Here is a 25,837-nt window from a genome sequence, read left to right on the forward strand (position 1 = left end):
CAGATTAACCGCTGGTGGTTTTCCTTTTTTGCAGTGCAAACAAGAAGTTCCGCAAACGGAACCGGATTTCGCAGCGATTGGGAAGAGACAAGGCCGAGCCGGATTAACCGGCCAATTCAATCAGGGATTAAAACAATGACCAAACTTCGCCTCCTGCTGACAGCATCAGCAGTCGCTTTGACACTTGGCACCGCTGCCAGCGCCCAGGCCGCCCGAGGATCTGACGGGGAACTCAAGATCCTGTACTGGCAGGCCGTTTCCGTTCTTAACCCGTATCTTTCGGGGGGCACCAAAGACCTGCACGGGTCATCCATGGTGATCGAGCCTTTGGCCCGGTACGACGAAAAAGGCAACATGGTTCCCAAACTTGTCGACGAAATTCCGACCATTGAAAATGGCGGTGTCTCCAAAGACCTTAAATCGATTACCTGGAAACTCAGCAAAGGCATCAAATGGTCTGACGGCACCGATTTTACGGCCGACGACGTTGTTTTTACAGCCGATTACTGCCTCGCACCCGATGGCGGCTGCCAGCAGCGGGCCTATTTTTCCGATGTTACCAAGGTTGAAGCCCTTGATCCGCTGACGGTCAAAATTACCTTTGGCGTCCCCAAACCGTTCCCGTATGGTCCGTTTGTCGGCAGCCAGTCGCCCATTTTGCAAAAGGCGCAATTCAAGGATTGCATGGGTGCCAAGGCGCCAGAATGCACCGATGCCAACTTTCATCCGCATGGCACCGGCCCGTTCCGGGTGACCGAATTCAAACCAAATGACGTTATTTCATTTGAGGCCAATCCGTATTACCGCGTTGCCGACGAACCCCATTTTGCCACGGCGGTTCTTAAAGGGGGCGGCGATGCCGCATCGGCAGCCCGTGCTGTTCTTGAAACCGGCGAATATGACTATGCCTGGAACCTTCAGGTCGAACCCGAAATTCTGGCGCAAATGGCACAGGCTGGCAAAGGTGTGATCGTTTCATCGTTTGGCACCCAGGTTGAACGCCTTGAAGTTAACCCCTACGATGCCAGTGCCGCTGCCGGTGATGCCCGATCCACCAAACAGGCAGGCCCCAACCCGGCCCTGTCAGACCCGGCGGTGCGCAAGGCGCTGTCAATCGCCATTGACCGTGACCTGCTTGTCGAAGCCGGATACGGCGAAGCAGGCCGCCCGACCTGTAATTTCGTGCCCGCCCCTGATATTTATGCGTCCACGGCAAATGACTGGTGCCTGAAGCAGGATGTTGCCGGTGCCAACAAACTGCTCGACGATGCCGGTTGGGTGATGGGATCAGACGGGGTGCGAACCAAGGGCGATGCCCGCCTGTCGCTGATTTTCCAAACCTCGACCAACTCTGTCCGACAAGGCAGCCAGGCCCTGATCAAACAGATGTGGCAGCAGATTGGCGTTGAAACCGAACTGCGCAACACCGATCCGTCGGTCTTTTTTGGCGGCGATCCGGCAAGCCCGGATACCTTCCAGAAATTTTATTCCGACATTGAAATGTACACCAACAACTTTGACGGCACCGACCCGGAAAAATATCTGGCAGGCCGCATGTGCGACAAAATCCCCAGCCCGGAAAATGGCTGGCTGGGTGAAAACGTTTCACGATATTGCGACCCGGCATATGACAAGCTGGCGGCCAAACTAGCTGGCACAGGCAAACTGGCCGACCGTGCCGAGATTGCCAAAGAAATGAATGACATGCTGATCGAAGCTGGCACCATGATCCCGCTGATCCATCGCGGTGACGTTTCTGCACATTCTGCAACTCTTGAAGGCGTTCGCATGAACTCCTGGGATTCGCAGTTGTGGAACGTCGCTTCCTGGTACCGCAAGAAATAATCCCCAGACTGGCCGGGCCTGTAGCACTACAGGCCCGCGCTGCTTTTATTCTCCCCTCCAGTCTGGAGCGCGCCCCAATGTTAAACTATACCCTGCGCAGGTTGATGTTTGCGATCCCGACCCTGCTGGTGATCAGTTTCATCATCTTTGCCCTGCTTGACCTTGCCCCGAACGACCCGACGGGCAACCTTCCCCTGACCATCCCGCCAGAAGTACGCGAACAAATCCGTCAGTCTCTTGGCCTCGGCGATCCTTTTCTGATCCGCTATGCCAAATGGCTGCACCAGTTTTTTATCAATGAACCCCTTAATATTCTGTCGCAGATCACCGGAGCAGAGATTTTTGAATCCGCCGACCGGCTGCGCATTCGATCATGGGCAACCCGCAGCCCGGTCGTTGACCTGATTGTGCAACGCATGCCCCAAACCCTGTGGGTTGTGGGTATGTCCTATCTTGTCGGTATTCTCATCGCCATTCCGATCGGGATTATTTCGGCCTACAAGCAATATTCAATCTTTGATCAGCTTGGCACATTCATTTCGATGGTTGGCTTTTCCGTCCCGACCTTCTTTACCGGCGTTCTGCTGATTGTGGTTTTCAGCGTCAACCTGCACTGGTTCCCCTCGATCTATGATACCAATCACGAGGTCACGGACTGGTCGAGTTTCCTGTTTCAAATCAAGCAGATGTTCCTGCCTGTTATGGTCCTGGCACTATATAACACCTCGCAAATCAGCCGGTTTGTGCGGGCATCGATGCTTGAAAACCTGAACCAGGATTATGTCCGTACCGCGCGCGCCAAAGGGGTAAAGGAACGCACCATCCTTTTGGTCCATGTCTTGCGCAACAGCCTGATCCCGGTGGTCACCGTGATTGCCCTTGGGGTTCCCACTGTGTTTTCCGGTGCCATCATTACCGAACAGATTTTTCGGGTGAACGGGCTGGGGCAGTTGCTGATTACGTCCATTCAGGGCGGCGATATACCGGTTGTACAAACCCTGACCTTTATTTTCGCGGTCCTGATTGTGCTGTTCAACCTGATTGCCGACGTGCTTTACGGCGTACTAGATCCGAGGATTCGCTATGACTGATGTCCCGCAACCCGATATCGGGCCAGACACCCTGCCACAGGAACGGTCGCGCGCCATGCAGTTATGGGGGCGTTTTCGCGATCATAAAGGCGGCATCATTGGTGCGGCGGTGTTTCTCATCATCATCGTCGCCGTTACCATTGGCCCCTATATCCACACCATCGATCCACAATTTCTAGATATCCGGTCTAAAAATCAGGGTCCCAGCCTGATCCATCCCTTTGGCACCGATAATCTTGGTCGCGACATGCTGGCACAGGTGCTGGCAGGCGGGCGGCTGTCATTATCGGTTGGCATGGTGGCGATGGCCTTGTCGCTGTTTCTGGGCACCGTGGTTGGCTTGTTCTCTGGCTATATCAAATGGCTGGATGGCCCGCTTATGCGGCTGACCGACCTTTTCCTGGCACTGCCGCTTTTGCCGCTGCTGCTGGTGATTATCATGCTGTTTCGCGAAACCTTACGGGCGATATTCGGCCCGGAAACCGGGATATTTATCCTGATTGTTTTCGTGATTGGCATTACCAGCTGGATGCACACCGCCCGCATTGTGCGCGGCGATGTTCTGGCCATTAAAAACCAGGAATTCATTCTGGCGGCCAAAAGTGGTGGCACGCGGGAATTCAACATTATCCTGCGTCACCTTCTGCCCAATGTGATGAGTTCGATCATGGTCTCGGCAACCCTTGGGATTGCGACCGCCATTATCACGGAATCAGCGCTCAGTTTTCTTGGGCTTGGTTTTCCGTCAGACTTTCCGACCTGGGGCCGCTTGCTTTATGACGGGGCGAATTTCCTGCAAATCACGCCCTCGCGGGTCTTGTGGCCCGGCCTTGCCATTTCGCTTACCGTGTTAAGTGTGAATTACATGGGCGATGCCTTCCGCGATGCCCTGGACCCGCACAAGGTCAAACATTAAGGCGATTTCCACCGATGCCTGAAACAAAAAGCAGCGATTTTGCCTTAACCGACAAAACCGCTGCTTTTTATTCTAAATGTAAACCACGTTAACCATCTTTGCGGCCCCACAACAAACGCAGGGAATTTAACGTCACCAGCACTGTCGCCCCGGTATCGGCAAGCACGGCGACCCACAGGCCGGTAATGCCGAAAATACTGGTCACCAGGAATATCCCCTTTAGCCCCAGTGCCAGGCCGATATTTTCGCGAATAACCCGACGCGCCCGACGCGAAAGTTTCACCAGCACCGCCACATCGGTCAGCCGTGATTTAACGATCACCGCATCGGCGGCCTCAAGGGCAATATCGGTGCCACCACCAATAGCAATGCCCACATCAGCGGCCTTCAGGGCCGGGGCATCATTAATGCCATCGCCAACCATCGCGACAATATCGCGTGATTTGTGGCTGTTATCGTTGCCCGTCACGCCCTGCAACGCGGCAAGGGCGTTCAGTTTATCCTCGGGCAACAATTCTGCGCGCCAGGATATGCCCAATTCACCTGCCATGCTTTGCGCAACCCGTTTGGCATCGCCGGTCAGCATCACCGGTTCGATCCCCATGGCTTTCAGCATTTTCAGGGCATCATGCGCGTCCTTGCGCAGCCTGTCGCGCAGGGCAAGTGCGCCCACAATTTGGCCGTCGCGCAACACCACAATAGCGGTACAGCCGCTGTCTTCCTGTTGCACCATCCAGTCGGCAACCGTACCGGAACAGGCAACATCCAGCCGTTTGGGCGCCCCCACCCGATAAAGAACATTATCAATGCGCCCTTCCACACCAGCACCGGCAATGGTGCGGCCATCGGTGAGTTCGGGCAGGGAAAGCCCGCGTTGTTCGGCGGCATCGACAATCGCGCGCGCCAGCGGGTGTGATGTGACATTTTCCAAGGCGGCAGCATGAGCCAGCACGGCATTTTCATCCATGTCGCCCGTGGTCATGATGCCAACCAGCCCCGGTTTGCCTTCGGTTAAGGTGCCGGTTTTATCAAAGGCAATTTTGCGCACCGCCCCGATAATCTCCAGCGCCGCCCCGCCCTTGATCAACAAGCCGATCCTTGCGGCCCGGGCCAATGCCGATGTGACCGCCGCCGGTGTTGAAATCACCAGCGCACAGGGGCACCCGATCAGCAACAACGCCAAGCCACGATAAATCCATTCCTGCCATGCCTGACCAAACAAAAGCGGCGGCACCAGCACCGTTAACAGGGCCAGCCCCATAATGATCGGGGTATAGATACGGGCAAATTTGGCCACAAACCGTTCAACCGGTGCCTTGTGCTTTTCGCTGTCTTCGACCAGGGCAATAACCCGGTCCAGCATGGTTTGCCCGGCGGCACGGGTAACTTTCACCTGAACCGGGCGGTCGGTCACAATGGCACCGGCAAAGACATCGCTGCCTTCGACACTGGCAACCGGCACCGATTCCCCGGTTAAGTGGCTGTTGTCAATTTCGGCCTGGCCTTTTACCAGCACCCCGTCGGCCGGGATGCGTTCGCCCGGGCGCACTTCAACAATGTCATCCATCGATAATTGCGATGGATGCACATTCCGGCTGCCATCGGCCGCAACAAGGCGGGCATTTTCGGGCGACAGTTTTAACAGCGATTTCACCCCGCTGCGTGCTTGCCCGGCGGCGACCCCTTCCAGGCTTTCGCCTATGGCAAACAGCAACACAACCATGCCGGCCTCTAACGGGTCGCCAATAGCAACCGCACCAATAACGGCAACCGACATTAAAAACTCAATCGAAAACAAGGCCCCGTTCAGGGCCAACTGCCCCGCCCGTTTCATCACCGGCAGGGCCGCCAATATGGCCCCGGCCGATAAGGCATAAGGTTCGGCCACCGGCACAAACGCGCCAATGCCCCACCCCACCAGCAGGCACATCACCGCCCAGGCAATTTCATCCCCCGCCTTGGGCCACGGGGCGAAACGCCACATCAGCGGCAAACCGTGGCCGTGATCATGGTCGTGTGCATGATTATGATCATGTACACGGTCGTGCCTGGCATCGTCACCATGTTCACCGCCACAGCAGGACGTTTTTTCAACCCGGTCGCCTTTGGCCGTACGTTCCTGCGCACGATAGCCCAGCTTACCAAGCGTTTTTGCAATATCATCGCGGGTTTGGCGGCCATCCTCATGCAGGCCAAGGGTCACTGTTTCGCGCATCATGGATACGTCAACACAGTCCACTTCCGTGCGACGCTGCAGTGCGGTTTCAATTTTGGCAACGCAGGAGCCGCAATCCATGCCGCTTACCGCCCAATGATGATGATGGACGGCCTGATTGCGCTGGTTCAGGGCATCCTCAACCGTTTTTTGTACATGATCGTCTGTTTGCCCGGCAACCGTGACACCCTCTGCGCTGGCATTGATGTCATTTTCAATCAATGTCTTTCGCAGACTTTCCAGAACATACTCACGGCACTGCGCGCAATTTTCCAGCTCGGCGTAATCTCGCCACTTAAGGGTCAGGGACATTTCAGCCTCACAAACATTCAAATTATTATTCATACATAATATACAAATAACAATTCATGTGTTTATGTCAAGTAATATTCAAATCTGCATTTGAATATCATCGTGCGCGCACAAAAGTGCAGCCTGCTCCTGTTGAGTGAGATTGAAGGCGGGACAAACTGGAAGTGAGACGGAAAATAAAAACGACTGAAAGAAGTTCTGCTACGCCAAGCGCCTGTTAATCGTGCGTAACGTGGGCAAAAACATCCTGTACCACACCGGAAATATGAGCATCATCAATGGTGTAATAGATATGCCGCCCGTGCCGTTCGGATGCCAGAATGCGCTGATCGCGCAAATGGCGCAAATGATGGCTGGTCAGCGATTGCGACATGCCCGATGCCTCGGCAAGTTCGCTGACTGTTTGCGGGCGTTCCATACAGCGCAACACCAGTTGCAACCGCCCGCCATCCCCCAGCAAGGCAAAAATGCGCGCGGCGGCTTCGATATCGGGCAGCGAAAGTTCCTGACCAATCGCGCTGGAGGCATCACGCAACACAGCCTCGCCTTGCGACGGACTCAGCCCCAGACGTTTCGCTACATCGGGGTCATCGGCATGTTTATGCCCATGGCCTTGCGGTGTTTGTGTGTCTGTTGCGGTGCGCCCGTCACGCACGGCATTATCGTCCTGTAACTGCCCGGTCATATGCCTGTGTGCATTTTTGCTGTTTGCCATGGGCATTATTTTCCACGTATGACGCCGCAAAACAAGGCATGTTATAAAATTCGTTTTCCAGCCGTCGCAATAACGTGATCATCCCGGATGACGCACCGCCACAGTTTTGGCGTACCAAACATAACAAAACATACACCCCGCCTGTTGCAAAGGATGCCGAAATTGCCCCAACGCATCACAAAATTAACCTGCATAATGCTTGTGATGATAACCGTCATACCCATGCTGGCAGGCTGTAGCGGCATTGACTGGCGCGCCAGCATCAAACAAAGCCTGTCAAATGCCTGTGAAGCATCGCGCCATTGCGGCAGCAATGGTATTCCGCAGGCGGATTAACCCTCGCCAGATGTTTAGTTTAGTCCCGGCATTTGATGGTGTATTTTTATTGCATCAAAGGAGCAAAGCCTGTTGGTTTGGGGATATTGTTTATAATTCAAACACATAAGGCGTGCCTGGCAGGTTACCGTCACGGTGCCTTTGGCATCTCAAGCGGGCGCAGATATTCGCTCAGATAATACAGCAGGCCCAGGGCAGGAAACACCATGCCAATGGCCGTGGCCCACATCCAGCCGCCATGGGCATAAGCCCAGCCCCCAACGGCCGAGCCAACCGCCCCGGCGGCAAAAAACGTTGCCATGTAAACGCCGTTAATGCGGTTGCGATAGGCCGCGCCCAACGAGAAAATCGCCCGCTGGCCCAGCACCATGTTACAGGTCAGGCCAAAATCAAGCATCACCGCCCCGGCCACCAGAACAACCAGCGAAAACAAACTGCCCATGGTGCCGAGATGGGTCAGCATCAGGGCAATGGGCACCGATGCCATCGCAATGGCGGTTGCCGGGCGCATCCAGCCCCGGTCCGCCATACGGCCGCCAATCGGGGCGGCAATGGCCCCGGCCGCCCCGGCCAGCGCAAACAGGGCAATGCCCGCCTGTGACATGTTAAAATCCGGCCCGGCCAACAATAACGGCACTGTGGTCCAGAACAGGCTGAAAGTGGCAAATAATGACGCCTGATATAACGCGCGACGGCGCAATACCCGGCTGGTGATCATCAGGCGCGCCATGCTGCCCAGCAGTTCAAAATAGCGCGGCTTGGTTTTCGGGCGGCTGACCGGCAAAACCAGCCGCACCGCAACCATCAAAACAACCATGATCCCGGTTGAAACAAAGAAAATAACCCGCCAGTTGGTAAGCTCGGTCAGAAAACTTGAAACCGGACGTGACAACATAATGCCAAACATCAGGCCACTCATGACATTGCCAACCACCCGGCCCCGATTTTCGTCGCTTGCCAGATGGGCGGCATAGGGCACCAGAATTTGCACCGAAACCGAGCCAATCCCAATGAACAGGGCTGCGGCAAGAAACAGTCCCGGCGTTGCGGCAAAGCCCGATGCCAGCATTGCCAAAGCACCAAGGGCGATCACGGAAATCACCAGTTTGCGGTTTTCAAACAAATCGCCCAGCGGCACAATCAACAGCAGGCCAATGCCGTATCCAACCTGTGTCATGGTCACAATCACCCCCGCCGCCCGCGGCGACAGGCCCAAATCGGCACTGATCGGCCCGACCAGTGGCTGTGAATAATACAGATTGGCAACAATCAACCCGCAGGCCGTTGCCAGAAACAGAATTAACCAGCCCGAAACCGGTGTCGCTTTTGGATGGGACGCAGGTTGGGGCGACGCATCACGCGCACCGCCATTTGCTGGCATTCTGGGCATATGGAAGGCGCCGCTCGGAACAGGAAACGTGCGACAGGCACCGATGACAGCCGCATTTTGTATCGGCGATGTCGCGATTTTGAAAGCACATTTCAGCTAAAGAAATGAAGGTTCACCCCCTGTGAACCCAACCAAGATAGTCCGCGATCACGGATCATCAACCGCGCCACATAACATTTTTTAAATAATTCGTTTTTTCCCGGGAACCAACTGCAACCAAATGCGTTTGTTTTTCAGAACATAAGCTCAATAACACTGATATCGGACCGCGCATTGATGGAACAGACCGCACGAGAACCCAAAAAATAGCAGCGCTTTAAAGCGACCGCAGAAGTCACGGGACAAAATGATAAATCAATAGCCAGTCCCGGTTGTCCAAAACTGCTTTTTTCCTGCGTCCCCCACGCAGTTTTCGGCACCCTTCCCCTGGGGTGCCGTTTCTTTTTGGGGCCTGCAAAATTGATGTTTTGTCATCGCCCCAACACACGAAACCACACACCACAGCAAGGAGCCAGAAATGACCCGGCACATTCCCGAACATGCCAAAATTCAGCGCACCTTTCAGGATTGGGAATTTGGCCTGACCGGCTATTGCACCGACAACAAAACCGGCATCGAAGCCCTGCCCAGTGCGGTTGTTCAGGCATGGGATGACATGAATGTCGCCTGGAACGATATCAAGGATAGCCAGGGCAACGTTAGCGACGAAAAACGCCAGCGCTTTCGCGCCGCAAATGACCGGCTGCAAAAAGCATGGGATGCCATGACACACCAGAAAACAGGTTGATCTGCCAACGTGTCATCTTCGCCCCTGCCCAACATCAAAACGGCGTGGCTTTTGGGTATGAAGTTTATTTTTCATATGCATGATAAACTCTGATCCTTCTGCAACGTTATGTCATCGGGTAAAAACGTCATCCCGTATAGTAAGCTATCAGACGTCAGGCTGTTGACCCAACACCACCGGCAGGCCTGTCATCCCTTCATCCGAAAGGACATATTGTGACGGTTGAATTATGGATTTTGGTTCTTTGCGCCCTGCTTTGCCTGCTGTTTCCGATTTTCTATAACTGGCATTACGGCCAGCAAGTGGGTGGGAAAAGCCTGATCGGCAACCGCGAAAACCTGCCCGAACGCCGCGGGGCGGCTTTGCGGGGTTTGCGCGCGCATCACAACCTGCTTGAAAATCTGCTGCCTTTTGCAATTGTGATACTGGTCGCCAAATTCACCGGAATTTCCAATTTCGTCACGATTTTTGGTGCCGTTTTATTCCTGATTGCCCGTCTGGTTCATGCCATCACCTATTGCGCAGGCATTACAGCGGGCGGCATCCGCCCCCTTGCCTATTTCGCGGGCCTTATTGCCACCCTGTGCGTGGCGTCGCAATTGCTGCATTTTGTGAATTAGGATCACATCCCGGCAGCGGGGCTTTGGCGGCGATGAAATATCATCTGCACATCATCGCCCGGTGCAAAAACAGCAATCCCGACCTATATTGGGCAAAACCCGTTTTGATTGCCATTTGATTGCCACAGGAGCCCCAATGCCCCGCTATCGCAAAAACCCCGATGCCATTGCCAAGCTGACGCCAGAACAATATCACGTCACCCAGCAAAACGGCACCGAACGCCCCGGCACCGGCGAATATCTCGATCACCGCGAGCCAGGCATTTATGTGGATATCGTTTCGGGCGAACCGCTTTTTGCCTCCAGCGACAAGTTCGATAGCCATTGCGGCTGGCCCAGCTTCACCAAACCGATTGACCCGGTACATGTCAGCGAATTGCGCGATGTATCGCACGGCATGGTCCGCACCGAAATCCGCTCGGCCAATGGCGACAGCCATCTGGGCCACGTCTTCCCCGACGGCCCGCAAGACCGTGGCGGATTACGCTATTGCATCAATTCCGCCTCCCTGCGCTTTGTGCATCGCGACGATATGGCAGCCGAAGGATATGGGGACTATCTCGATCAGGTGGAAGATCCGGCATAGCGCCGCCCCAAACACGGCACATCTCAAGCACATATCTGCGCCCCTCGCAAAAGCCCCGCGTAAAACCGGGGCTTTTGCATTTAAGGCCCACATGCAAACACCGCAAATTGGTCCGCCCTTATCTTTAAAAGTGGTCCTTTGGCAAAAGGCTTCCGTCCTTTATCAGCAACAACATAACGCACCGCTTTGCCGCAAGGGGACACACCATGACAAACACCAAAATCCGCGACATTCGCCCGCAAGACGAAGCCCAGTGGCAAATGCTGTGGCAGGCATATCTGGAATTTTATCAATCAACGGTCCCGGCGGAGGTTTACATCACCACATTTAACCGCCTGTGTGACCCCGCCCGCCCGCACCAGCGCGCACTGGTGGCCGAACAAGCCGACGGCACCCTGATCGGCCTTGTTCATATCATCTTCCATGCCCATAACTGGCGCATTGAAGATGTGTGCTACCTTCAGGATCTTTATGTTGCCCCCGCCGCACGCGGGCTTGGCATCGGTCGCGCCCTGATCGAAGCCACCTATGCCCTGGCCGACGAAACAGGCACGCCGTCCGTTTACTGGATGACGCAGGAATTTAACCATAATGCCCGCCTGCTTTATGATCGCATCGGCACGCTAACGCCATTTATCAAATATCAGCGCTAACACCAAACCAGCCCCATTGATGCAATCACACCAACAGGGGCAAAGGCGGCCAAATAGCCGCCTGAATGCCCCATCCAAAAAAACAGATTACCCCTAAAATCAGGCCGTGCTGAATGTCAAAAAACGCTGTTGTCATAATGCTGTCAGCAACGATCTGCGACAAAGGGGACGCAACAAAGAGGATGCAACACCGCATTCCCCGGCCAGCCCTTACAGACCTTACCCCGGCTGGCCCAGCACGAGAAACCCGACATGAAATTCGCATCAACCCGCCTGATCGCCCGGGATATCAAAACCATGGTGGCCTTTTACGAAAGGGTGATGGGGCAGACGGCCGACTGGCTCGCCCCGCAATTCGCCGAAATCGTCACCCCGGCGGCAACCCTTGCCATTGGCAGCATCGAAACCGTCGCCATCTTCCAGCCCGGCAGCTGCGAACCCGGCGCCAATCGCACCGCCATCATCGAACTGATGGTGGATGATGTGGATGCCCTGTTTGATCAAATCAAAGACAGCGTCACCATCGTCCACGAACCCAAAATGATGCCCTGGGGCAACCGTGCGGCCATGATCCGCGACCCGGAAGGCACCGTTGTTGCCCTGTTTAAACCTGTTACAGAAGCCGCGATTGCGCGGTTTGGCGCACGCTAGGCGCTCTCGCAAACAATCTGGTTTGCACATTCGAGAAAGGCCCTCCACCGCCACACTGGCCCCATCTTCAACAACGGCGCATCAACACACCGTTGTTCGCTTCGCCATACTCAATCACGAAGCAACGGCCACTGGCGCGACGCATGAACCAGCGCCAATATCCACACAGCATCACCGCTAACTTCATAGACCAGACGATAGCTGTCATGCGGTATCAGCTCACGCGTTCCCGGAATTATTCCCGCCTGCCCCAGTTCAGGATGATCGGCAAGCCGCGCCGCAGCATCGCTAAAAAGCGCATCCATGCGAACCGCCGCTTGTGGATTACTATTGGCGATATAATCCCAAATATCAACGCGATCCCGAGACGCTTGCGGCGTCTAAATAACCCTCACCCGTTATGCGCCACACTTGCACGCAGCACAGCAAACTCGGCTTCAATCTCATCGTTAGAACGACCAATACCCGCCCGCATCGACGCACGACCAGCTTCAACCTTGTGGCCCAGATACAGCTCATATTCCCGCGCCTCCTGCTGACGCTGAACATAATCGCGCATCAACTCACGCAGAACCTGCGACGCGGGCCTGTGCGCCGCTTTCGCCTCCGCCATAAACTCGGCGCGCAATTCCGGCTCCAGTTTCATCGTAAAAACGGCTTCCTTGGACATGATCAACGCTCCTCAAAATACATACGAAGTATATACTTTATTAATACCAGCAGCAATGACGCACGTATCAAAACAGGCCGCAACAACGCGCAATGATGATCGAGCAAGCCGACAGCACCCAGATCGGCCTTGTCCATATCATCTTCCATAGCCATATCTGGCGCATCGAGAATGTGTGCGGCCTTCAGGATCATTATGTCGCCCCAAATTACGCGGCCTGATTGAAGCCACCTATGCGCGAGCCCATGAAACCGGCACCCGATCCGTCTATTGGACGACGCAAGAGTATAATCATCATGCGTAAAAGCTATCTAAACGAAATAGGCACATTAACACCGCTCATTAAGTGTACTCGGAGAAAAATCCAAACACGCTTCAATATTTAGAGACAGGCAAGAATCCGTATACTGAGAATTCACAAAACATACAAAATTAAATATATTAAAAAATATAAATGTACAGTTATAAAAAATCATATAAGAAGATCATTTAATTCTTGAGATGTAAAAATTTGGTTACAAAACTCCAAAAGCATAGGCTCCGCAAAATCGATAACAAACTGTTGATCTTGATCCTCAAGTATATATTCGCCAATTCGGCTATGAGCTATTGAGCAACGAACCCTATAAATCCAATATGAAGCCAACTTCGCCACCATAAGGCTGTAATTATCTTTAGCTCCCAAAAACTTTACTGCTCTCCATTCACCCTCGGTAAAATTATCTGCTTTAAGTGCATCAATCAGATTTCTCCATTTTTTTGCATCGCCATCCGGAGGAATCGGATTTCCTTTTTTTGAATGATTCTGAAATATTTTTTCAGCCATAACTTCGTGAGAACTTAGCGCACGAAATGAAGAGGCGAGGCCTTCGCTATTATAGATAAATTTTTTAGAAATTGTAAGGAGTCTACCCATCTCTGTTGTTTCATGATCACTTAATATTTCTGACAACTCACGTATGTCATTTGAGAGTTTTTTTATCCTAAGAACCGTTATTGCGTCGAACAGAAGCTCGATGCAATGATAGAGGCGCAAGTATCGTTCCAGAGGATTTAATGCGTGTATATAGCGAGAGAAAGCTTCGACGTGATAATCTGACGGGGTAACGATGCCTTCAATCGCGGTTACAACACGTACTTTAGCTTCGATAATTTCTGGAGCAGCGTAATGTGTATAACCACCCCAAATAGGAGCCGACTTATAGAAGCATTTAATATATTTATCCGCTAAATTAGGTGACGTAATGAAATAATCTTTTGAAATTGTGTATTCTTCTTTTGCGAATTCGCTAGAGGGAACGTCCACTAAATAAGCAAAAAACTCTTGCAGAGATAATAGCGAAAATTCTCCTACAATTCGGCCTTTGGTAAAAATTAAACTACCAAGATCACACCCATCCGACATGGACACATCAATTAATACATCGCCTCTATCAATTGAGGACTTGACGCCAAAAACGGGAAACACACCACAATCCCCAATGACTATGTAGTTATCAACCTTATCTAATAGACTCGTATCCAAGTCTTCTTGAGTGTTAAATAACTGATGCCGATTAGGGGCCGAAAATAGATCTAGAATTTCATCGTAGGTCATCAGTCGACCGCCAGGTTCCAAGCATTAAGCAATGGAATTTCCCCTTCTTCTCGGTAAAATTCTTTGAAACCGTTAGCAAGAAGACGCCGAGTATAAGTTCCAATATTCACTTTTCTTGCATTTTTACCACGACGAATTGCTTCAAAGGCCTCAAGATCTAAGGGGTCTGCTCCCACTTCTGTTTCACGAAGTTTTTCTACAAGTTTCGAGAGACCTGCAGCAATCCTCTTACGCTTAATCTCAGAGATACTTGTCCCATCATATGGGGCAAATTGTGCAATGGAAGCGAAAAACGAAATACAGGTGTTTTCATTGGTCATCCAATGCTGAGCAACTGTTGTAGACCGTTCCTCTTGCCCCTCTCTTTCTTGATTTAAATCCGGGTACACCCGAAACACTTCCTTATCCAATTCCTTGTAAAACTTCAAATATTCTACAAAGTCATCAAATTGCAAATTAATATATTCTTCATCTTGATCCAAAGATGAGTCTACCTGCAACTGTTGTGATATCAGATTATCTTTATTTAATTCCGTTGATCCGGACACAAATGCTTGATAACCAGAGACAATTACCTCAAACGAGAAGATGCCCGCACGCCTACGCCGCCTAAGATCTTTCTCCTTGACCAGTTCGATTTCGCCAACCTTGTCTTCAATTGGCTTTTGTAAAGACGAGAATAGAAGTTCCACTTGATGGCGAACAGACATAGGCTTCTGCCCCGCATTTAACACAATTATGCGATAAATTAGCTTATCAAGATCACCCTCGAGCCATATTTCGAGAAGGAGTTCTTGCTTTTCTTTGAACTCCACCCCTTCGTCACTAATATCTTTTAAAATATATGTTCTTTGCAAGCCGTCTAATATATTAAAGCGGTTGTTTTGGGAGAGAAATGCAGACAGCCTGTCACTGTCATCAATGATTTTTCTGGCCTCTGCAACAAATTGAGGCTTAAGCGCTAACGTAATCGGCGGCAGCAGAGCCCCATCGGTGATATCCTGCTTTAGTCGACCGTATGCTTTATGATTTTCTCGTTTTCTCTGTATCTCAAATTGTCCAAAATCCTCCCCAACAATATCGAGATATTCTTTAGGTCTGATCTGCGCGTAAAAAACGGATGTGCCAGACTTATGATCCCACGATTTTCCAATTATCCTCATTTATCACGCTCTCTTTCTATATTTTCTTTTTCTAACCAATAGCATTTAGCAGTACACAAAAATTCTCTTCGATATTCCATCTGAAAAATAACCTTATATGAGATAGCGAAGTTTCCAGAAATTACAGCTAGGCCATTTAGCTGCACAAGAACAGTGTTACAAATTCGAAAACGAGGTAATCAAATATCTCCAAGCACTCATAGTGCCACCAAATCATTCAAAATTCATCAAAATTCATCCCAAGCCCAACAAAAAAGCCCGCAAAAATGCGGGCTTTTCAGTATTATCAAAGATATTTAGACCTCACTCCCACTCAATCGTTCCCGGTGGTTTTGAGGTGTAGTCGTAGGTGACGCGGTTAATACCATTAACCTCGTTAATGATCCGGTTGGCGATGCGGCCGAGGATTTCCGGCGGGAAAGCGAAGTAGTCTGCCGTCATGCCGTCGGTGGAGGTAACCGCGCGCAGCGCGCAGGCATAGTCATAGGTGCGGCCATCGCCCATCACGCCGACGGTGCGGACCGGCAGCAGCACGGCGAAGGCCTGCCAGATGGCGTCATACAGCCCGGCATTGCGGATTTCTTCGAGATAGATTGCATCGGCCTTGCGCAGGATGTCGAGTTTTTCATGCGTGATCGGCTGGCCGGGGATGCGAATAGCAAGGCCCGGTCCGGGGAACGGGTGGCGGCCGACAAAGCTGTCGGGCAGGCCCAGTTCGCGGCCCAGATCGCGGACTTCGTCCTTGAACAGTTCGCGCAGCGGTTCAACCAGTTGCATATTCATGCGTTCTGGCAAACCACCGACATTGTGGTGCGATTTGATGGTGACGGACGGGCCGCCGGTGAACGAAACGCTTTCGATCACGTCAGGATAGAGCGTGCCCTGGGCGAGGAAATCGGCCCCGCCAATTTTTTTGGCTTCCTGTTCGAACACTTCGATAAACAGGCGGCCAATGGTTTTGCGTTTTACTTCGGGGTCTATCTCGCCTTCGATGGCGTCGATAAAGGTATTGGCGGCATCCACATGGACCAGCGGAATATTGTAATGATCACGAAACAGGGTGACGACCTGATCGGCCTCGCCCGAGCGCATAAAGCCATGATCGACAAACACGCAGGTTAGCTGGTCGCCAATCGCTTCGTGGATCAGAACGGCGGTAACCGAGCTGTCAACACCGCCAGAAAGACCACAAATCACCTTGCCATCGCCCACCTGTTTGCGGATTTTGGCAATCGCGTCGTCTTTATAGGCATCCATCGTCCAGTCGCCACTGCACCCCGCCACATCATGGGTGAAGTTGCGCAAAAGCTGTGCGCCATGCGGGGTATGCATGACTTCGGGGTGGAACTGAACGGCGTAGAATTTTTTGGCGTCATTGGCAATCGCGGCACAGGGGGCGCCGTCGGATTTGCCAACAATGCGGAAACCTTCGGGCAGGCTGTCAACCCGGTCGCCGTGGCTCATCCAGACCTGTTCGCGCGCGCCAACCGCCCATACACCGCTAAACAGGGCGCAATCTTCGACCACATCGACAAAGGCGCGGCCAAATTCGCGATGTTCCGAGGTTTCAACCTTGCCGCCCAGCTGGTTGACCATGGTTTGCTGGCCATAACAAATGCCCAGCACCGGAATGCCCATGTCAAACACCCGAACCGGGGCGGCAGGAGATTTTTCCCAATGCACGGAAGCCGGGCCACCCGAAAGAATGATTGCCTTGGGGGCGAACTCATCGAGCAGGCTGTCCGAGATATTGTTAAAAGGGTGAATTTCGCAGTAAACGCCGCTTTCACGCACACGACGTGCGATCAACTGGGTTACTTGCGATCCGAAATCAATAATCAGCACGCGATCTGTCATCGGGCCGTTTCTCCATCGCTCAAGGGGGTGCGCCGTACATACGCTAAACCAGCCGTTTCGGCAACCCGGCGCAATGGCTGCCTGGCGGTCAAAATGCTGCGCTTTGAACATTGCGTGATCAAACGGCCTGCCGCAGGCACAAAGGCGCAAACGGCCCGGGCGGCTTGATCACGCAATGCCCCAAGGGGGGCAGCAGCCCCATCAGCGACGCAAACCGGCCAATTTGGCCGTATTTTATCGCCAAATTCGCACATTTGGTCCGTTTTTTGTGCGCAATGCGCGTTTATCTTACCATTTGACGGCGCGCAGAACCAACCGCGCCCGGTGCGTAAACCAAAAAGGGACCACGAGCTATGACAAACAATAAAGGCAGTAAAATCGCGCTTGCCGTTGCTGGCCTTCTGTTGATTGCCGGTGCTGCAGCTGCCATTGCCATGACCCGGGATAAAGCCGATGCCCCCAAGGATGGCATGATGCCATTGACCAACAATTCGGCACCGCAAGGCGAAACCGATAATCCGCCTGCCGCCGAAAGCGGTGAAGCGCCGATGCCAAACGCGCCAGATGACACAGGCAAAGCCCCCGGCGGCATGAGCAATACGCCCATGAGCCCCGATAGCGGCGATGCACGCACCGATGAGGGCAGCGCCCCTGTCCCGCTGACCCCGCCAGCGGAAGGCAAAACCGATGACGACAGCACATTGATGAAAACAGAATAACAATAAAAACAAAACGCTGGTGAAAACACCGGCCGAGCAGACCGCGGGATAAAAAATACCCGCACGGCCCCGTCCAGGGCCGAAAAAACGGCGCCCTGCCCCTTTCCGGGACAGGGCGTTTTTATGTGTTCGCCAAAATGCAGCGCAAACAGACTGGCAGGCAATATCAGCCCCGGCAGATGCCAGAACCAACCGCCCGCCCGCCATTATTTATTGCCCTTGGCAGTGCGTTCAAACACCGCCACAAAGAAACCATCCGTACCATGCATATTGGGCGACAAACGCAACCAGGGTTTATCCTTCCCCCCCGGAACCGGCACCGACGCCGGGGCATCGGCCCAAATTTCCTTGACCGGAACCGGTTTGAAATCTTTGCGATCACGCATGAAGGTTTCGATCAGGCGTTCGTTTTCTTCGCCAAGAATGGAACAGGTCGCATAAATCAGCCGCCCGCCCTTGGTCACACGGGCCGCACCGGCCTTAAGGATTTTGGCCTGCTGCATCGACAAAACGCGAATATCGCGCTGACCAATGCGCCAGCGCAAAGCCGGGTTACGGCGCAGCGTGCCAAGGCCCGAACAGGGTACATCAAGCAACACACGGTCAAAAAAGCCCGATTTGCTGCGCAACCAGCTATCACGTTCATCGGCAATTTTGCGCAACTGAATGCAATCGCCGGCACCGGCACGCTTGGCACGTTTGCGCGCATTATCCAGCCGCACCCCATGGGTATCACAGGCCAGGATACGGCCCCGGCAGCGCATATCGGCCGCCATGCCAAGTGTTTTGCCCCCGCCGCCTGCGCACAGGTCCAACACCGTCATGCCCGGCTGGGCATCGGCCAAACGCACACAAATTTGCGATGCTTCATCCTGAATTTCGATCAGCCCGTCTTTATAGGCTGCCGTCACCAGCATGTTCACACCCAACGGCAACCGCAGACCATTGGGGGCATAAGGCGTTTTTTCAATGTTATGAATGCCGTCCTGTTCAAGCGAGCGAATGGCACTGTCAACACTGCCGCGCAGGGTATTCACACGCAAATCAAGCTTGGCAGGCTGATTATAGGCCGCCATTTCGGCTTGCAGGTTTTCGTGATGCAATTTTAACAGTTCGGCATACAGCCATTTCGGCAATTCGGTTTTAACCGCACCGGGCTGGGCGGCATGATCAATCGTTTGACCCGCAAGTTTGTTGATCAGGTGGCGTTCGGCGGGATGCAAAACATCGGGGCAAAACTCTTCCGCATTAAACATATCGGAAATATCGCTTTCAGAGCGACCATTTTGCAAAACCAGCTGCGCGATCATGCGCGCGCGACCATCCTGATATTCATAACCACATTCGGCCAGCCACCAGCCCAGACGCGCCTGATGACGGATCAGGTTATAAAACCGTTCGCCAATGTCACGGCGATCGCTGCCGCCAATGTAACGACGGTTGCCGAAATAACTGGAAATAACACGATCCGCGTCATCGCGGGTATGTGTCCAGCTATCATAAAGTTCAATAACGGCAGCTATACGTGCACCGGGTTTCAAAACGTAATTCCAGACCTGGTTGAATGGCCTGCGCGCCACCTTAGTGCGTCACTGCCATTGGATATAAAAAGGCGATGACGGCGGGAAAAAACATCCGCCGTCATCTTCAGGCTGCTGATAACATGCCAGCACGGCCACGCCAACCATTTCGGACGCAAGGCAGGCCAGCACTTCTATCAGGCGTCGTTCAGGGCGTTAAGTACCGGGGCGATAATTGGGTGCTTCGCGGGTAATCGTCACATCATGAGCATGGCTTTCGCGCAGGCCCGCATTGGTAATGCGCACAAAGGTTGCACGTTCGCGGAAATCAGCCAGAGTTGCCGAACCGGTATAGCCCATTGCTGCTTTCAAACCACCCACCAGCTGATGCACAATCTGGCTGGCCGGGCCTTTATAGGGCACGCGCCCTTCAATGCCTTCGGGAACCAGTTTAAGGTTGTCTTTGACATCTTCCTGGAAGTAACGGTCGGCAGAACCGCGCGCCATCGCCCCGACAGACCCCATGCCGCGATAGGATTTGTAAGACCGGCCCTGATACAAAATAACTTCGCCCGGGGCTTCATCCGTGCCCGCCAGAAGGGAGCCAACCATGCAGGTGCTGGCACCGGCCGCCATGGCCTTGGCAATATCACCCGAAAACTTGATGCCACCATCGGCAATGATCGGCACATCGTGCCTGACACCTTCGGCCGCACATTCCAGAATGGCGGTTAGCTGCGGCACACCAACACCGGCAACAATACGGGTGGTACAAATTGATCCCGGGCCAATACCCACCTTCACCGCATCGGCACCCGCTTCGATCAGGGCGCGGACGGCTTCGGGGGTGGCAACGTTACCGGCAATAATCTGGGTGCGACCGGCAAGGGCCTTGATCCGTTCCACCGCGGCAATCACACCGGCACTGTGTCCATGCGCGGTATCGATCACCAGCACATCCACTTCGGCCTCGATCAGCGCCATCGAACGACGGAACCCGTCTTCGCCCACACCGGTTGCGGCAGCGGCACGTAACCGGCCACTGGCATCTTTGCAGGCATTGGGGTGAAGTTTGGCTTTTTCGATGTCCTTGACCGTAATCAGGCCGGTACACCGATAGGCATCATCCACCACCAGCAATTTTTCGATGCGGTGTTGATGCAGCAATTTCTTGGCTTCATCGGTATTAACATTTTCCGTCACCGTGATGAGGTTTTCATACGTCATCAGTTCGGAAACCGGCTGGGCACGGTTAGAGGCAAAACGCACATCGCGGTTGGTCAGGATACCGACCAGCTTTTTGGTTTCGCGTTCAACAACCGGAATACCGGAAATACGATTGGAGTCCATAAGGCCAAGGGCATCGGCCAAAGTCTGGTCCGGGTGAATGGTGATCGGGTTAACGACCATACCGGATTCAAACTTTTTTACCCGGCGCACTTCTTCGGCCTGCTGGGCAATGTCCAGGTTCTTGTGGATAACGCCCATACCGCCGTTTTGCGCCATAACGATGGCCATCGGGCTTTCGGTTACGGTATCCATTGCCGAAGACAGCAAGGGCACACGCAATTCGATTTCACGGGTAAGACGGGTGTTGGTCTGGACCTGGGCTGGCAGGACCGAACTGGCCGCGGGCTTGATCAGGACGTCGTCGAAAGTCAGGGCTTCTTCGATACGGGTCATCTACACCACCTCGTTAATCTGAGTTGGCGCGGAACTTATACATGTTATGGCGCTCATGCCAAGGTTTTGCGTCACAATACAGCCCTGAAATTTTATTGCTGCATTGTTTCGCCGTTTCCGATAGATACTGGTCGATGGGGCTGCTATCTGGCAAAGCCCCTTTTTTTATGTCGATTCCGACCCGCATTGCACCCTCACGCCGCCGTCAGCACCTTGCCAATAAACTGACGCACATCGCCATCAAGCAAACGCGATTGGCGTTGCAAATCTTCGGCCGCACCGTTGATTTGCAAAACCTCACCGCCAGCATGCACGGTACCATCGACAATATCGGCAACGATATTGGCGATTTTGCGCATCTGGGCCACCGCCCCCTCGACCCGGCGGCCAATTTCAGCGATCATCTGATATTGCTGGCTGACCGTATCGGAAACATGACGGGCATTTTCGTCAATCTCGGCAATATTGGCGTGAATGCCATGCATCGATCCGACCACAGCACGGGTCGCATTTTGCATATCGGCAATTTCGCGTGCCACATCTTCGGCGGCACGCGACGTTTGCCGGGCCAGATTCTTAACCTCGGTCGCCACCACTGAAAATCCTTTGCCCGCCTCGCCTGCACGGGCGGCCTCGATGGTTGCATTTAGCGCCAAAAGGTTGGTTTGTTCGGCAATGTCGGTAATCAGTTCAATCACATTGGCAATACGGCCTGCCATATTATCAAGATCACTCACATGGCGGTTGGCCTGATCCGCATTATCCACCGCATGGCCCGCCAAACCAACAGCCCCGGTCATTTGCGCACCAATATCGCGAATGGACGAAATAAAGCCGTCCGTCGCCTCGGCAATACCATCAAGCGACGCCGTGCTTTGCGTGGCGGCTTCATCCACGTCGCGGGCCTGGCGGGCAATGTTTTCAACCCGTTGCGAAAGGGCGCCGGAATTTTGCGACAATTGACTGGCCGCAACCGAAACAGACGTGACAACACACTGAATATTATCGCCAATGGCCCCGGCACTATGGGTAAAGGTTCGGGTTTTATCGTCCATCGCCATCAGGGCGGCATTGACCTTGGCTGCATAGTCGATCAAATCACCCTGCAACCCTTTGGGCAGGATTTTGCGATAATAGGCCCCGCTCGCGGCATGGGTCATGGCCCCGGCGGCTTCCTTGGTAAAGGCTTCGGTCAAATCCAGCAGATTGTTAATCGCTGTCATCAGGGGGCGCAAATTCCCGGTCGATGCCCGGTTGTTAATGCGCACATCCATTTTACCGCTGGCCGCCGCATTGATGGTGTCAATGGCGCGTCGCAGCAATTTTTCATGGCGCAACACCATCACATACACAGCCACAAAGATGCCAGCGCCCAAAACCGCAGGTGCCAGCTCTATCCACGCCTGAGCGCCCGAATGTGCCTGCGCAAGCAAAATGGCAACCAGCCCCAGTTGCACCACCGCCCCCATCGCCAACCCGATGCAGATTTTACAAAGTGAAAACGAACTGGTCATAATCCACCCCCCGGGATTTAAGCAACTCGACCAGGGTGGCCGTGCCGCGTGCCATACCGTCGCGGCGATTTTGCAGTTTGGCTTCTTCGGCGCATAATAGTTTGTAAAGGTCTGCAGCCGCATTTACAGCGTCACGGCGGGGCTTGCGACGGTTGGAATGATACCCGCGAATGGACCCATCAGGGTTAAATGTGGGTGTAACATTGGCCAGCACCCAATAATGATCGCCATTTAGCGCCCGGTTAATAACATAGGCGAAAATCTCGCGACCCTGGCCGATAATGTCCCACATCAGGGCGAAAACGCATCGTGGCATTTCAGGATGCCGAATGACACTGTGAGGCTGCCCCAGCAATGTCTTTTCGCTATAGCCCGACAATCGCAAAAAGACATCATTGGCATATGTAATCCGCCCCTTGGGGTCGGTTTTGCTCACGATGATTTCGTCATCATCAAAATGGCGCTCGACGCCGGTCAGGCGCAAATTTTCCTGCTTCATCAGAAACCCCCAATTTCCGACATGCAGGGCTCTTACGGCCCGCTCCCATGTCTGGCTTTACAGGCCACCCCTGCACAATCAGGACCAACCCCCATCGCATCGGGCACATTTCACCCAAACCTCATACGATGGTCTAGTGCCTTGTATAGCTCTGCTTTTCGCTGGCGGGTTTGACCTAGCGCAAAAAAAGATCGCCTGTTTTGAATTTTGCCAACACCAAAACAACCTTACGCAAAAAATGCGCCGGAACTTTTGTTCCAGCGCATTTGTCATCGTGTTCGTCAACAAGGGTCGGCAACGTCATGGCCGTTTGCCACCGGTTGTTCGCATCCCCTTATTGCACAGGCGACCAATCCTGGTCTTCAATCAGTTCTGCCGTGGCAATTTCTTCCTGGGCGTTGTTCTGCCCCCGGAACCCTGTGGCGATCAAATAGGTTTCCGGGCTTTCGGCACGTGATGACGGCGGCTTGGCATGTTTGGAAATACGGAAATGCTGTTTAACCCGGTTCAAAAGGTCGGTTTCCGTGCCGCCTTTAAACACCTTGGCAATGAAAATGCCGTTCGGGGCCAAAACTTCTTCGGCAAACAGCAGCGCATGTTCAACCAGATCGATAATACGAATATGGTCGGTCTGGCGATGACCGGTGGTTTCGGGCGACATGTCTGAAATCACGGCATCAACCGGGCCTTGCAGGGCATGTTTAATCATGGCTGGCGCGGCCGGGTCCAGGAAATCGGCCTGCAAACAGGTGGCCCCTGGCACACCTTCCCATTCCAGAATATCCAGCCCCACAACCTGCCCACGGCCCTGTTTGGACCCTACCATGTCAACAGCCACCTGCGTCCAGCCGCCCGGGGCGGCCCCCAGGTCAACCACGCGCATACCCGACCGCAGCAAATCAAACTGGTTGTTAATTTCAATCAGCTTGAACGCGGCACGCGACCGGAAACCAAGACGCCTGGCTTCCTGCACATAGGGGTCGTTCAATTGCCGGTCGAGCCAGCGGGTTGACGAAATTTTACGGCCCTTGGCACTTTTGACCCGGGTCCGAAGTCCTCGGCGGGCACCGGTATCAATGGCGGCAATGGCCGAACCCTTGCGGCGGCGTCCGCCACCTTTTCCGCTGCGTTGATCGGTCATAAGAAAATCCTGAAATTGAAATACATAAAATTATGGAATAACCAGCCATCACATCAAAGGCCCTTCAGACCGATGCCGGTATTTTCGCCCCTGTATGACGGCGCGCTTCGCACGGGTCAATAGCATGACCATCTGCGCGCATCAAATCGACCAGAATGCCTTCACGCAAGCCCCGGTCCGCAACCTTCAATGTTGCCAGCGGCCAAATATCGCGAATGGCGGCAAAAATGGCGGCCCCGGCATCCATCAGTTCGGCCCGCTGGTTGCCAATGCACGGGTGCCCTTTGCGTTTGTCAGCTTCCATGCGCAACAAAAGTTCGGTAACCCGTTCGGCATCATCAAACCGCAAATCGGACCCGTCAACTTTATGGCGCTCATAACGTTCAAGCCCCAGGGCGATGCCACAAAACGTGGTGACGGTGCCCGACGTGCCAATCATTTGCACCTTGTTATCATCAAGAATATCGGAACAGCAATTGCGTGCGGCAAAATCTTCCAGCCGTTCGCGAATTTCGCTGCGCATGGCTTCAAACCGGTCCCGGCGGTTTTCCACCCCCGCATAACGTTCGGTCAGGCACAAAACGCCGCACGGCATGGATAAGGTTTCAACGCATTTGGTTTCGCCGGTTTGCGCCACCTTGATCCAGCAAATTTCGGTACTGCCACCGCCAATGTCAAAAACAATGGCATAGGGCCGTTCGTCTAACAGGGCCGAACAGGCCTGCAAGGCCAGGCGGCTTTCTTCTTCAGGGTTAATGATATCAAGCGAAATACCGGTTTCGTCGCGCACCTGGCGGACAAATTCATCGCGATTGTCTGCCGAACGGCAGGCTTCGGTCGCAACGGCGCGTAATTTTGCCCCCGGATACTTGCGCAATTTTTTGCCGCAAATCCGCAAGGCTTCAATGGCCCGGTCCATGGCCCCGTGGCACAAATACCCCTTTTCGCGCACCCCTTCACCCAGGCGCACAACGCGGGAAAACGCATCAACAACCTTAAAGCCGTTATGACAGGGGCGCGCCACCAAAAGGCGGCAATTGGAACTGCCCAGATCAACCGCACCATAAAGGGCAGGATGGCTGCTGAGATAGCGCGGGTTCTGCGAAGATGCATCGGCACTCACCGGCGATTTCAACACGACATCCTCGGACACAACATGCCCGGAATCAAGCCGAACAGGCCCGCCGGATGTGTTATGAGGAAAGCTGTGTGTCACCGTTGCATTGTCCTTTGCCAGTTGATATTCGCCTGCACGAACCCCGTCATTTTCTGCGATAACATTCCTTATACCATGAAACAACATGGTCAATTGGAAACAGTCTGAACACAAAAACGACGAATCGGTTACATTAGCTTA

At 53.5% G+C, this 25,837-nt stretch carries 24 protein-coding genes and 1 pseudogene; 10 read left to right on the forward strand and 15 right to left on the reverse strand.

Annotated features, from left to right (window positions below; all coding sequences use genetic code 11):
- Nucleotides 1–135 precede the first annotated feature (135 nt).
- The 3 genes from AAC086_RS17955 to AAC086_RS17965 all read left to right on the forward strand — a co-directional run bounded on the left by AAC086_RS17955 (nucleotide 136) and on the right by AAC086_RS17965 (nucleotide 3,852).
- Entirely contained in the window at nucleotides 136–1,845 is a 1,710-nt protein-coding gene (locus tag AAC086_RS17955) for a peptide ABC transporter substrate-binding protein (protein WP_339780751.1), read from the forward strand.
- Between the two features lie 77 nt (nucleotides 1,846–1,922).
- On the forward strand, nucleotides 1,923–2,936 hold the full coding sequence (locus AAC086_RS17960) for an ABC transporter permease (RefSeq protein WP_339780753.1): 1,014 nt from the start codon (nucleotides 1,923–1,925) through the stop codon (nucleotides 2,934–2,936).
- A complete protein-coding gene (locus AAC086_RS17965; RefSeq protein ID WP_339780755.1) occupies nucleotides 2,929–3,852 on the forward strand; it encodes an ABC transporter permease in 924 nt (307 codons plus the stop codon). The genes AAC086_RS17960 and AAC086_RS17965 overlap by 8 nt, the downstream gene beginning before the upstream one ends.
- Before the next feature lie 88 nt (nucleotides 3,853–3,940).
- On the opposite strand, the gene AAC086_RS17970 is transcribed toward AAC086_RS17965, so the two are convergent.
- Nucleotides 3,941–6,379: a heavy metal translocating P-type ATPase gene (locus tag AAC086_RS17970; RefSeq protein WP_339780756.1), complete on the reverse strand. Its 2,439-nt coding sequence runs from the start codon at nucleotides 6,377–6,379 to the stop codon at nucleotides 3,941–3,943.
- Nucleotides 6,380–6,596: 217 nt separating this feature from the next.
- The gene (locus AAC086_RS17975; RefSeq protein WP_339780758.1) at nucleotides 6,597–7,094 is read right to left on the reverse strand and encodes a metalloregulator ArsR/SmtB family transcription factor; all 498 of its coding nucleotides are present in this window, start codon (nucleotides 7,092–7,094) and stop codon (nucleotides 6,597–6,599) included.
- Nucleotides 7,095–7,298: 204 nt separating this feature from the next.
- On the opposite strand from AAC086_RS17975, the gene AAC086_RS17980 reads away from it, so the two are divergent.
- On the forward strand, nucleotides 7,299–7,430 hold the full coding sequence (locus tag AAC086_RS17980; protein ID WP_339780759.1) for a hypothetical protein: 132 nt from the start codon (nucleotides 7,299–7,301) through the stop codon (nucleotides 7,428–7,430).
- A 130-nt stretch (nucleotides 7,431–7,560) separates the two neighbouring features.
- Here AAC086_RS17980 and AAC086_RS17985 read toward each other — a convergent pair whose 3' ends face one another.
- A complete protein-coding gene (locus tag AAC086_RS17985; protein ID WP_339780761.1) occupies nucleotides 7,561–8,820 on the reverse strand; it encodes an MFS transporter in 1,260 nt (419 codons plus the stop codon).
- A 517-nt stretch (nucleotides 8,821–9,337) separates the two neighbouring features.
- Between AAC086_RS17985 and AAC086_RS17990 the strand changes: the two genes are divergently transcribed.
- The 5 genes from AAC086_RS17990 to AAC086_RS18010 all read left to right on the forward strand — a co-directional run bounded on the left by AAC086_RS17990 (nucleotide 9,338) and on the right by AAC086_RS18010 (nucleotide 12,117).
- Nucleotides 9,338–9,607, forward strand: a complete 270-nt coding sequence (locus AAC086_RS17990) for a hypothetical protein (protein WP_339780762.1) — start codon at nucleotides 9,338–9,340, stop codon at nucleotides 9,605–9,607.
- Between the two features lie 215 nt (nucleotides 9,608–9,822).
- Nucleotides 9,823–10,227, forward strand: coding sequence for an MAPEG family protein (locus AAC086_RS17995; RefSeq protein WP_339780763.1), 405 nt, complete (start codon nucleotides 9,823–9,825; stop codon nucleotides 10,225–10,227).
- Nucleotides 10,228–10,363: 136 nt separating this feature from the next.
- On the forward strand, nucleotides 10,364–10,813 hold the full coding sequence (gene msrB, locus AAC086_RS18000) for a peptide-methionine (R)-S-oxide reductase MsrB (protein ID WP_339780765.1): 450 nt from the start codon (nucleotides 10,364–10,366) through the stop codon (nucleotides 10,811–10,813).
- Nucleotides 10,814–11,019: 206 nt separating this feature from the next.
- On the forward strand, nucleotides 11,020–11,466 hold the full coding sequence (locus tag AAC086_RS18005; protein WP_339780766.1) for a GNAT family N-acetyltransferase: 447 nt from the start codon (nucleotides 11,020–11,022) through the stop codon (nucleotides 11,464–11,466).
- Between the two features lie 252 nt (nucleotides 11,467–11,718).
- Nucleotides 11,719–12,117: a VOC family protein gene (locus AAC086_RS18010; protein WP_339780768.1), complete on the forward strand. Its 399-nt coding sequence runs from the start codon at nucleotides 11,719–11,721 to the stop codon at nucleotides 12,115–12,117.
- Nucleotides 12,118–12,227: 110 nt separating this feature from the next.
- Here the strand turns inward: AAC086_RS18010 and AAC086_RS18015 are convergent.
- The 6 genes and pseudogenes from AAC086_RS18015 to guaA all read right to left on the reverse strand — a co-directional run.
- Nucleotides 12,228–12,485 (reverse strand): annotated as a pseudogene (locus tag AAC086_RS18015) (type II toxin-antitoxin system RelE/ParE family toxin); the annotation flags it as partial.
- 23 nt (nucleotides 12,486–12,508) lie between these two features.
- Nucleotides 12,509–12,787 (reverse strand): antitoxin of toxin-antitoxin stability system, encoded by a 279-nt coding sequence (locus tag AAC086_RS18020; protein ID WP_339780769.1) that lies wholly within the window; start codon nucleotides 12,785–12,787, stop codon nucleotides 12,509–12,511.
- Between the two features lie 2 nt (nucleotides 12,788–12,789).
- Nucleotides 12,790–12,981 (reverse strand): hypothetical protein, encoded by a 192-nt coding sequence (locus AAC086_RS18025; RefSeq protein WP_339780770.1) that lies wholly within the window; start codon nucleotides 12,979–12,981, stop codon nucleotides 12,790–12,792.
- 278 nt (nucleotides 12,982–13,259) lie between these two features.
- Complete coding sequence (locus tag AAC086_RS18030) at nucleotides 13,260–14,384, reverse strand: hypothetical protein (RefSeq protein ID WP_339780771.1); 1,125 nt, start codon at nucleotides 14,382–14,384, stop codon at nucleotides 13,260–13,262.
- The gene (locus tag AAC086_RS18035) at nucleotides 14,384–15,547 is read right to left on the reverse strand and encodes a hypothetical protein (protein WP_339780773.1); all 1,164 of its coding nucleotides are present in this window, start codon (nucleotides 15,545–15,547) and stop codon (nucleotides 14,384–14,386) included. The genes AAC086_RS18030 and AAC086_RS18035 overlap by 1 nt, the downstream gene beginning before the upstream one ends.
- Nucleotides 15,548–15,850: 303 nt before the next feature.
- A complete protein-coding gene (guaA, locus tag AAC086_RS18040) occupies nucleotides 15,851–17,404 on the reverse strand; it encodes a glutamine-hydrolyzing GMP synthase (protein ID WP_339780774.1) in 1,554 nt (517 codons plus the stop codon).
- A gap of 353 nt (nucleotides 17,405–17,757) precedes the next feature.
- Here guaA and AAC086_RS18045 point away from each other — a divergent pair, with 353 nt between their 5' ends.
- Nucleotides 17,758–18,123 (forward strand): hypothetical protein, encoded by a 366-nt coding sequence (locus tag AAC086_RS18045; RefSeq protein WP_339780776.1) that lies wholly within the window; start codon nucleotides 17,758–17,760, stop codon nucleotides 18,121–18,123.
- Nucleotides 18,124–18,329: 206 nt separating this feature from the next.
- On the opposite strand, the gene AAC086_RS18050 is transcribed toward AAC086_RS18045, so the two are convergent.
- The 6 genes from AAC086_RS18050 to AAC086_RS18075 form a co-directional block, all read right to left on the reverse strand.
- Entirely contained in the window at nucleotides 18,330–19,664 is a 1,335-nt protein-coding gene (locus tag AAC086_RS18050) for an RsmB/NOP family class I SAM-dependent RNA methyltransferase (RefSeq protein ID WP_339780777.1), read from the reverse strand.
- A 195-nt stretch (nucleotides 19,665–19,859) separates the two neighbouring features.
- Nucleotides 19,860–21,326, reverse strand: coding sequence for an IMP dehydrogenase (gene guaB / locus AAC086_RS18055; RefSeq protein ID WP_339780778.1), 1,467 nt, complete (start codon nucleotides 21,324–21,326; stop codon nucleotides 19,860–19,862).
- A 194-nt stretch (nucleotides 21,327–21,520) separates the two neighbouring features.
- A complete protein-coding gene (locus tag AAC086_RS18060; RefSeq protein WP_339780779.1) occupies nucleotides 21,521–22,840 on the reverse strand; it encodes a methyl-accepting chemotaxis protein in 1,320 nt (439 codons plus the stop codon).
- Entirely contained in the window at nucleotides 22,815–23,339 is a 525-nt protein-coding gene (locus AAC086_RS18065; protein WP_339780780.1) for a PAS domain-containing protein, read from the reverse strand. Before AAC086_RS18065 ends, AAC086_RS18060 begins: the two co-directional genes overlap by 26 nt.
- Nucleotides 23,340–23,673: 334 nt before the next feature.
- Entirely contained in the window at nucleotides 23,674–24,480 is an 807-nt protein-coding gene (locus tag AAC086_RS18070) for an RlmE family RNA methyltransferase (protein WP_339780781.1), read from the reverse strand.
- 64 nt (nucleotides 24,481–24,544) lie between these two features.
- Nucleotides 24,545–25,696, reverse strand: a complete 1,152-nt coding sequence (locus AAC086_RS18075; protein ID WP_339780782.1) for a Ppx/GppA phosphatase family protein — start codon at nucleotides 25,694–25,696, stop codon at nucleotides 24,545–24,547.
- Nucleotides 25,697–25,837 lie beyond the last annotated feature (141 nt).

It is taken from the genome of uncultured Thalassospira sp. (genome assembly GCF_963976115.1).
GTDB lineage: Bacteria > Pseudomonadota > Alphaproteobacteria > Rhodospirillales > Thalassospiraceae > Thalassospira.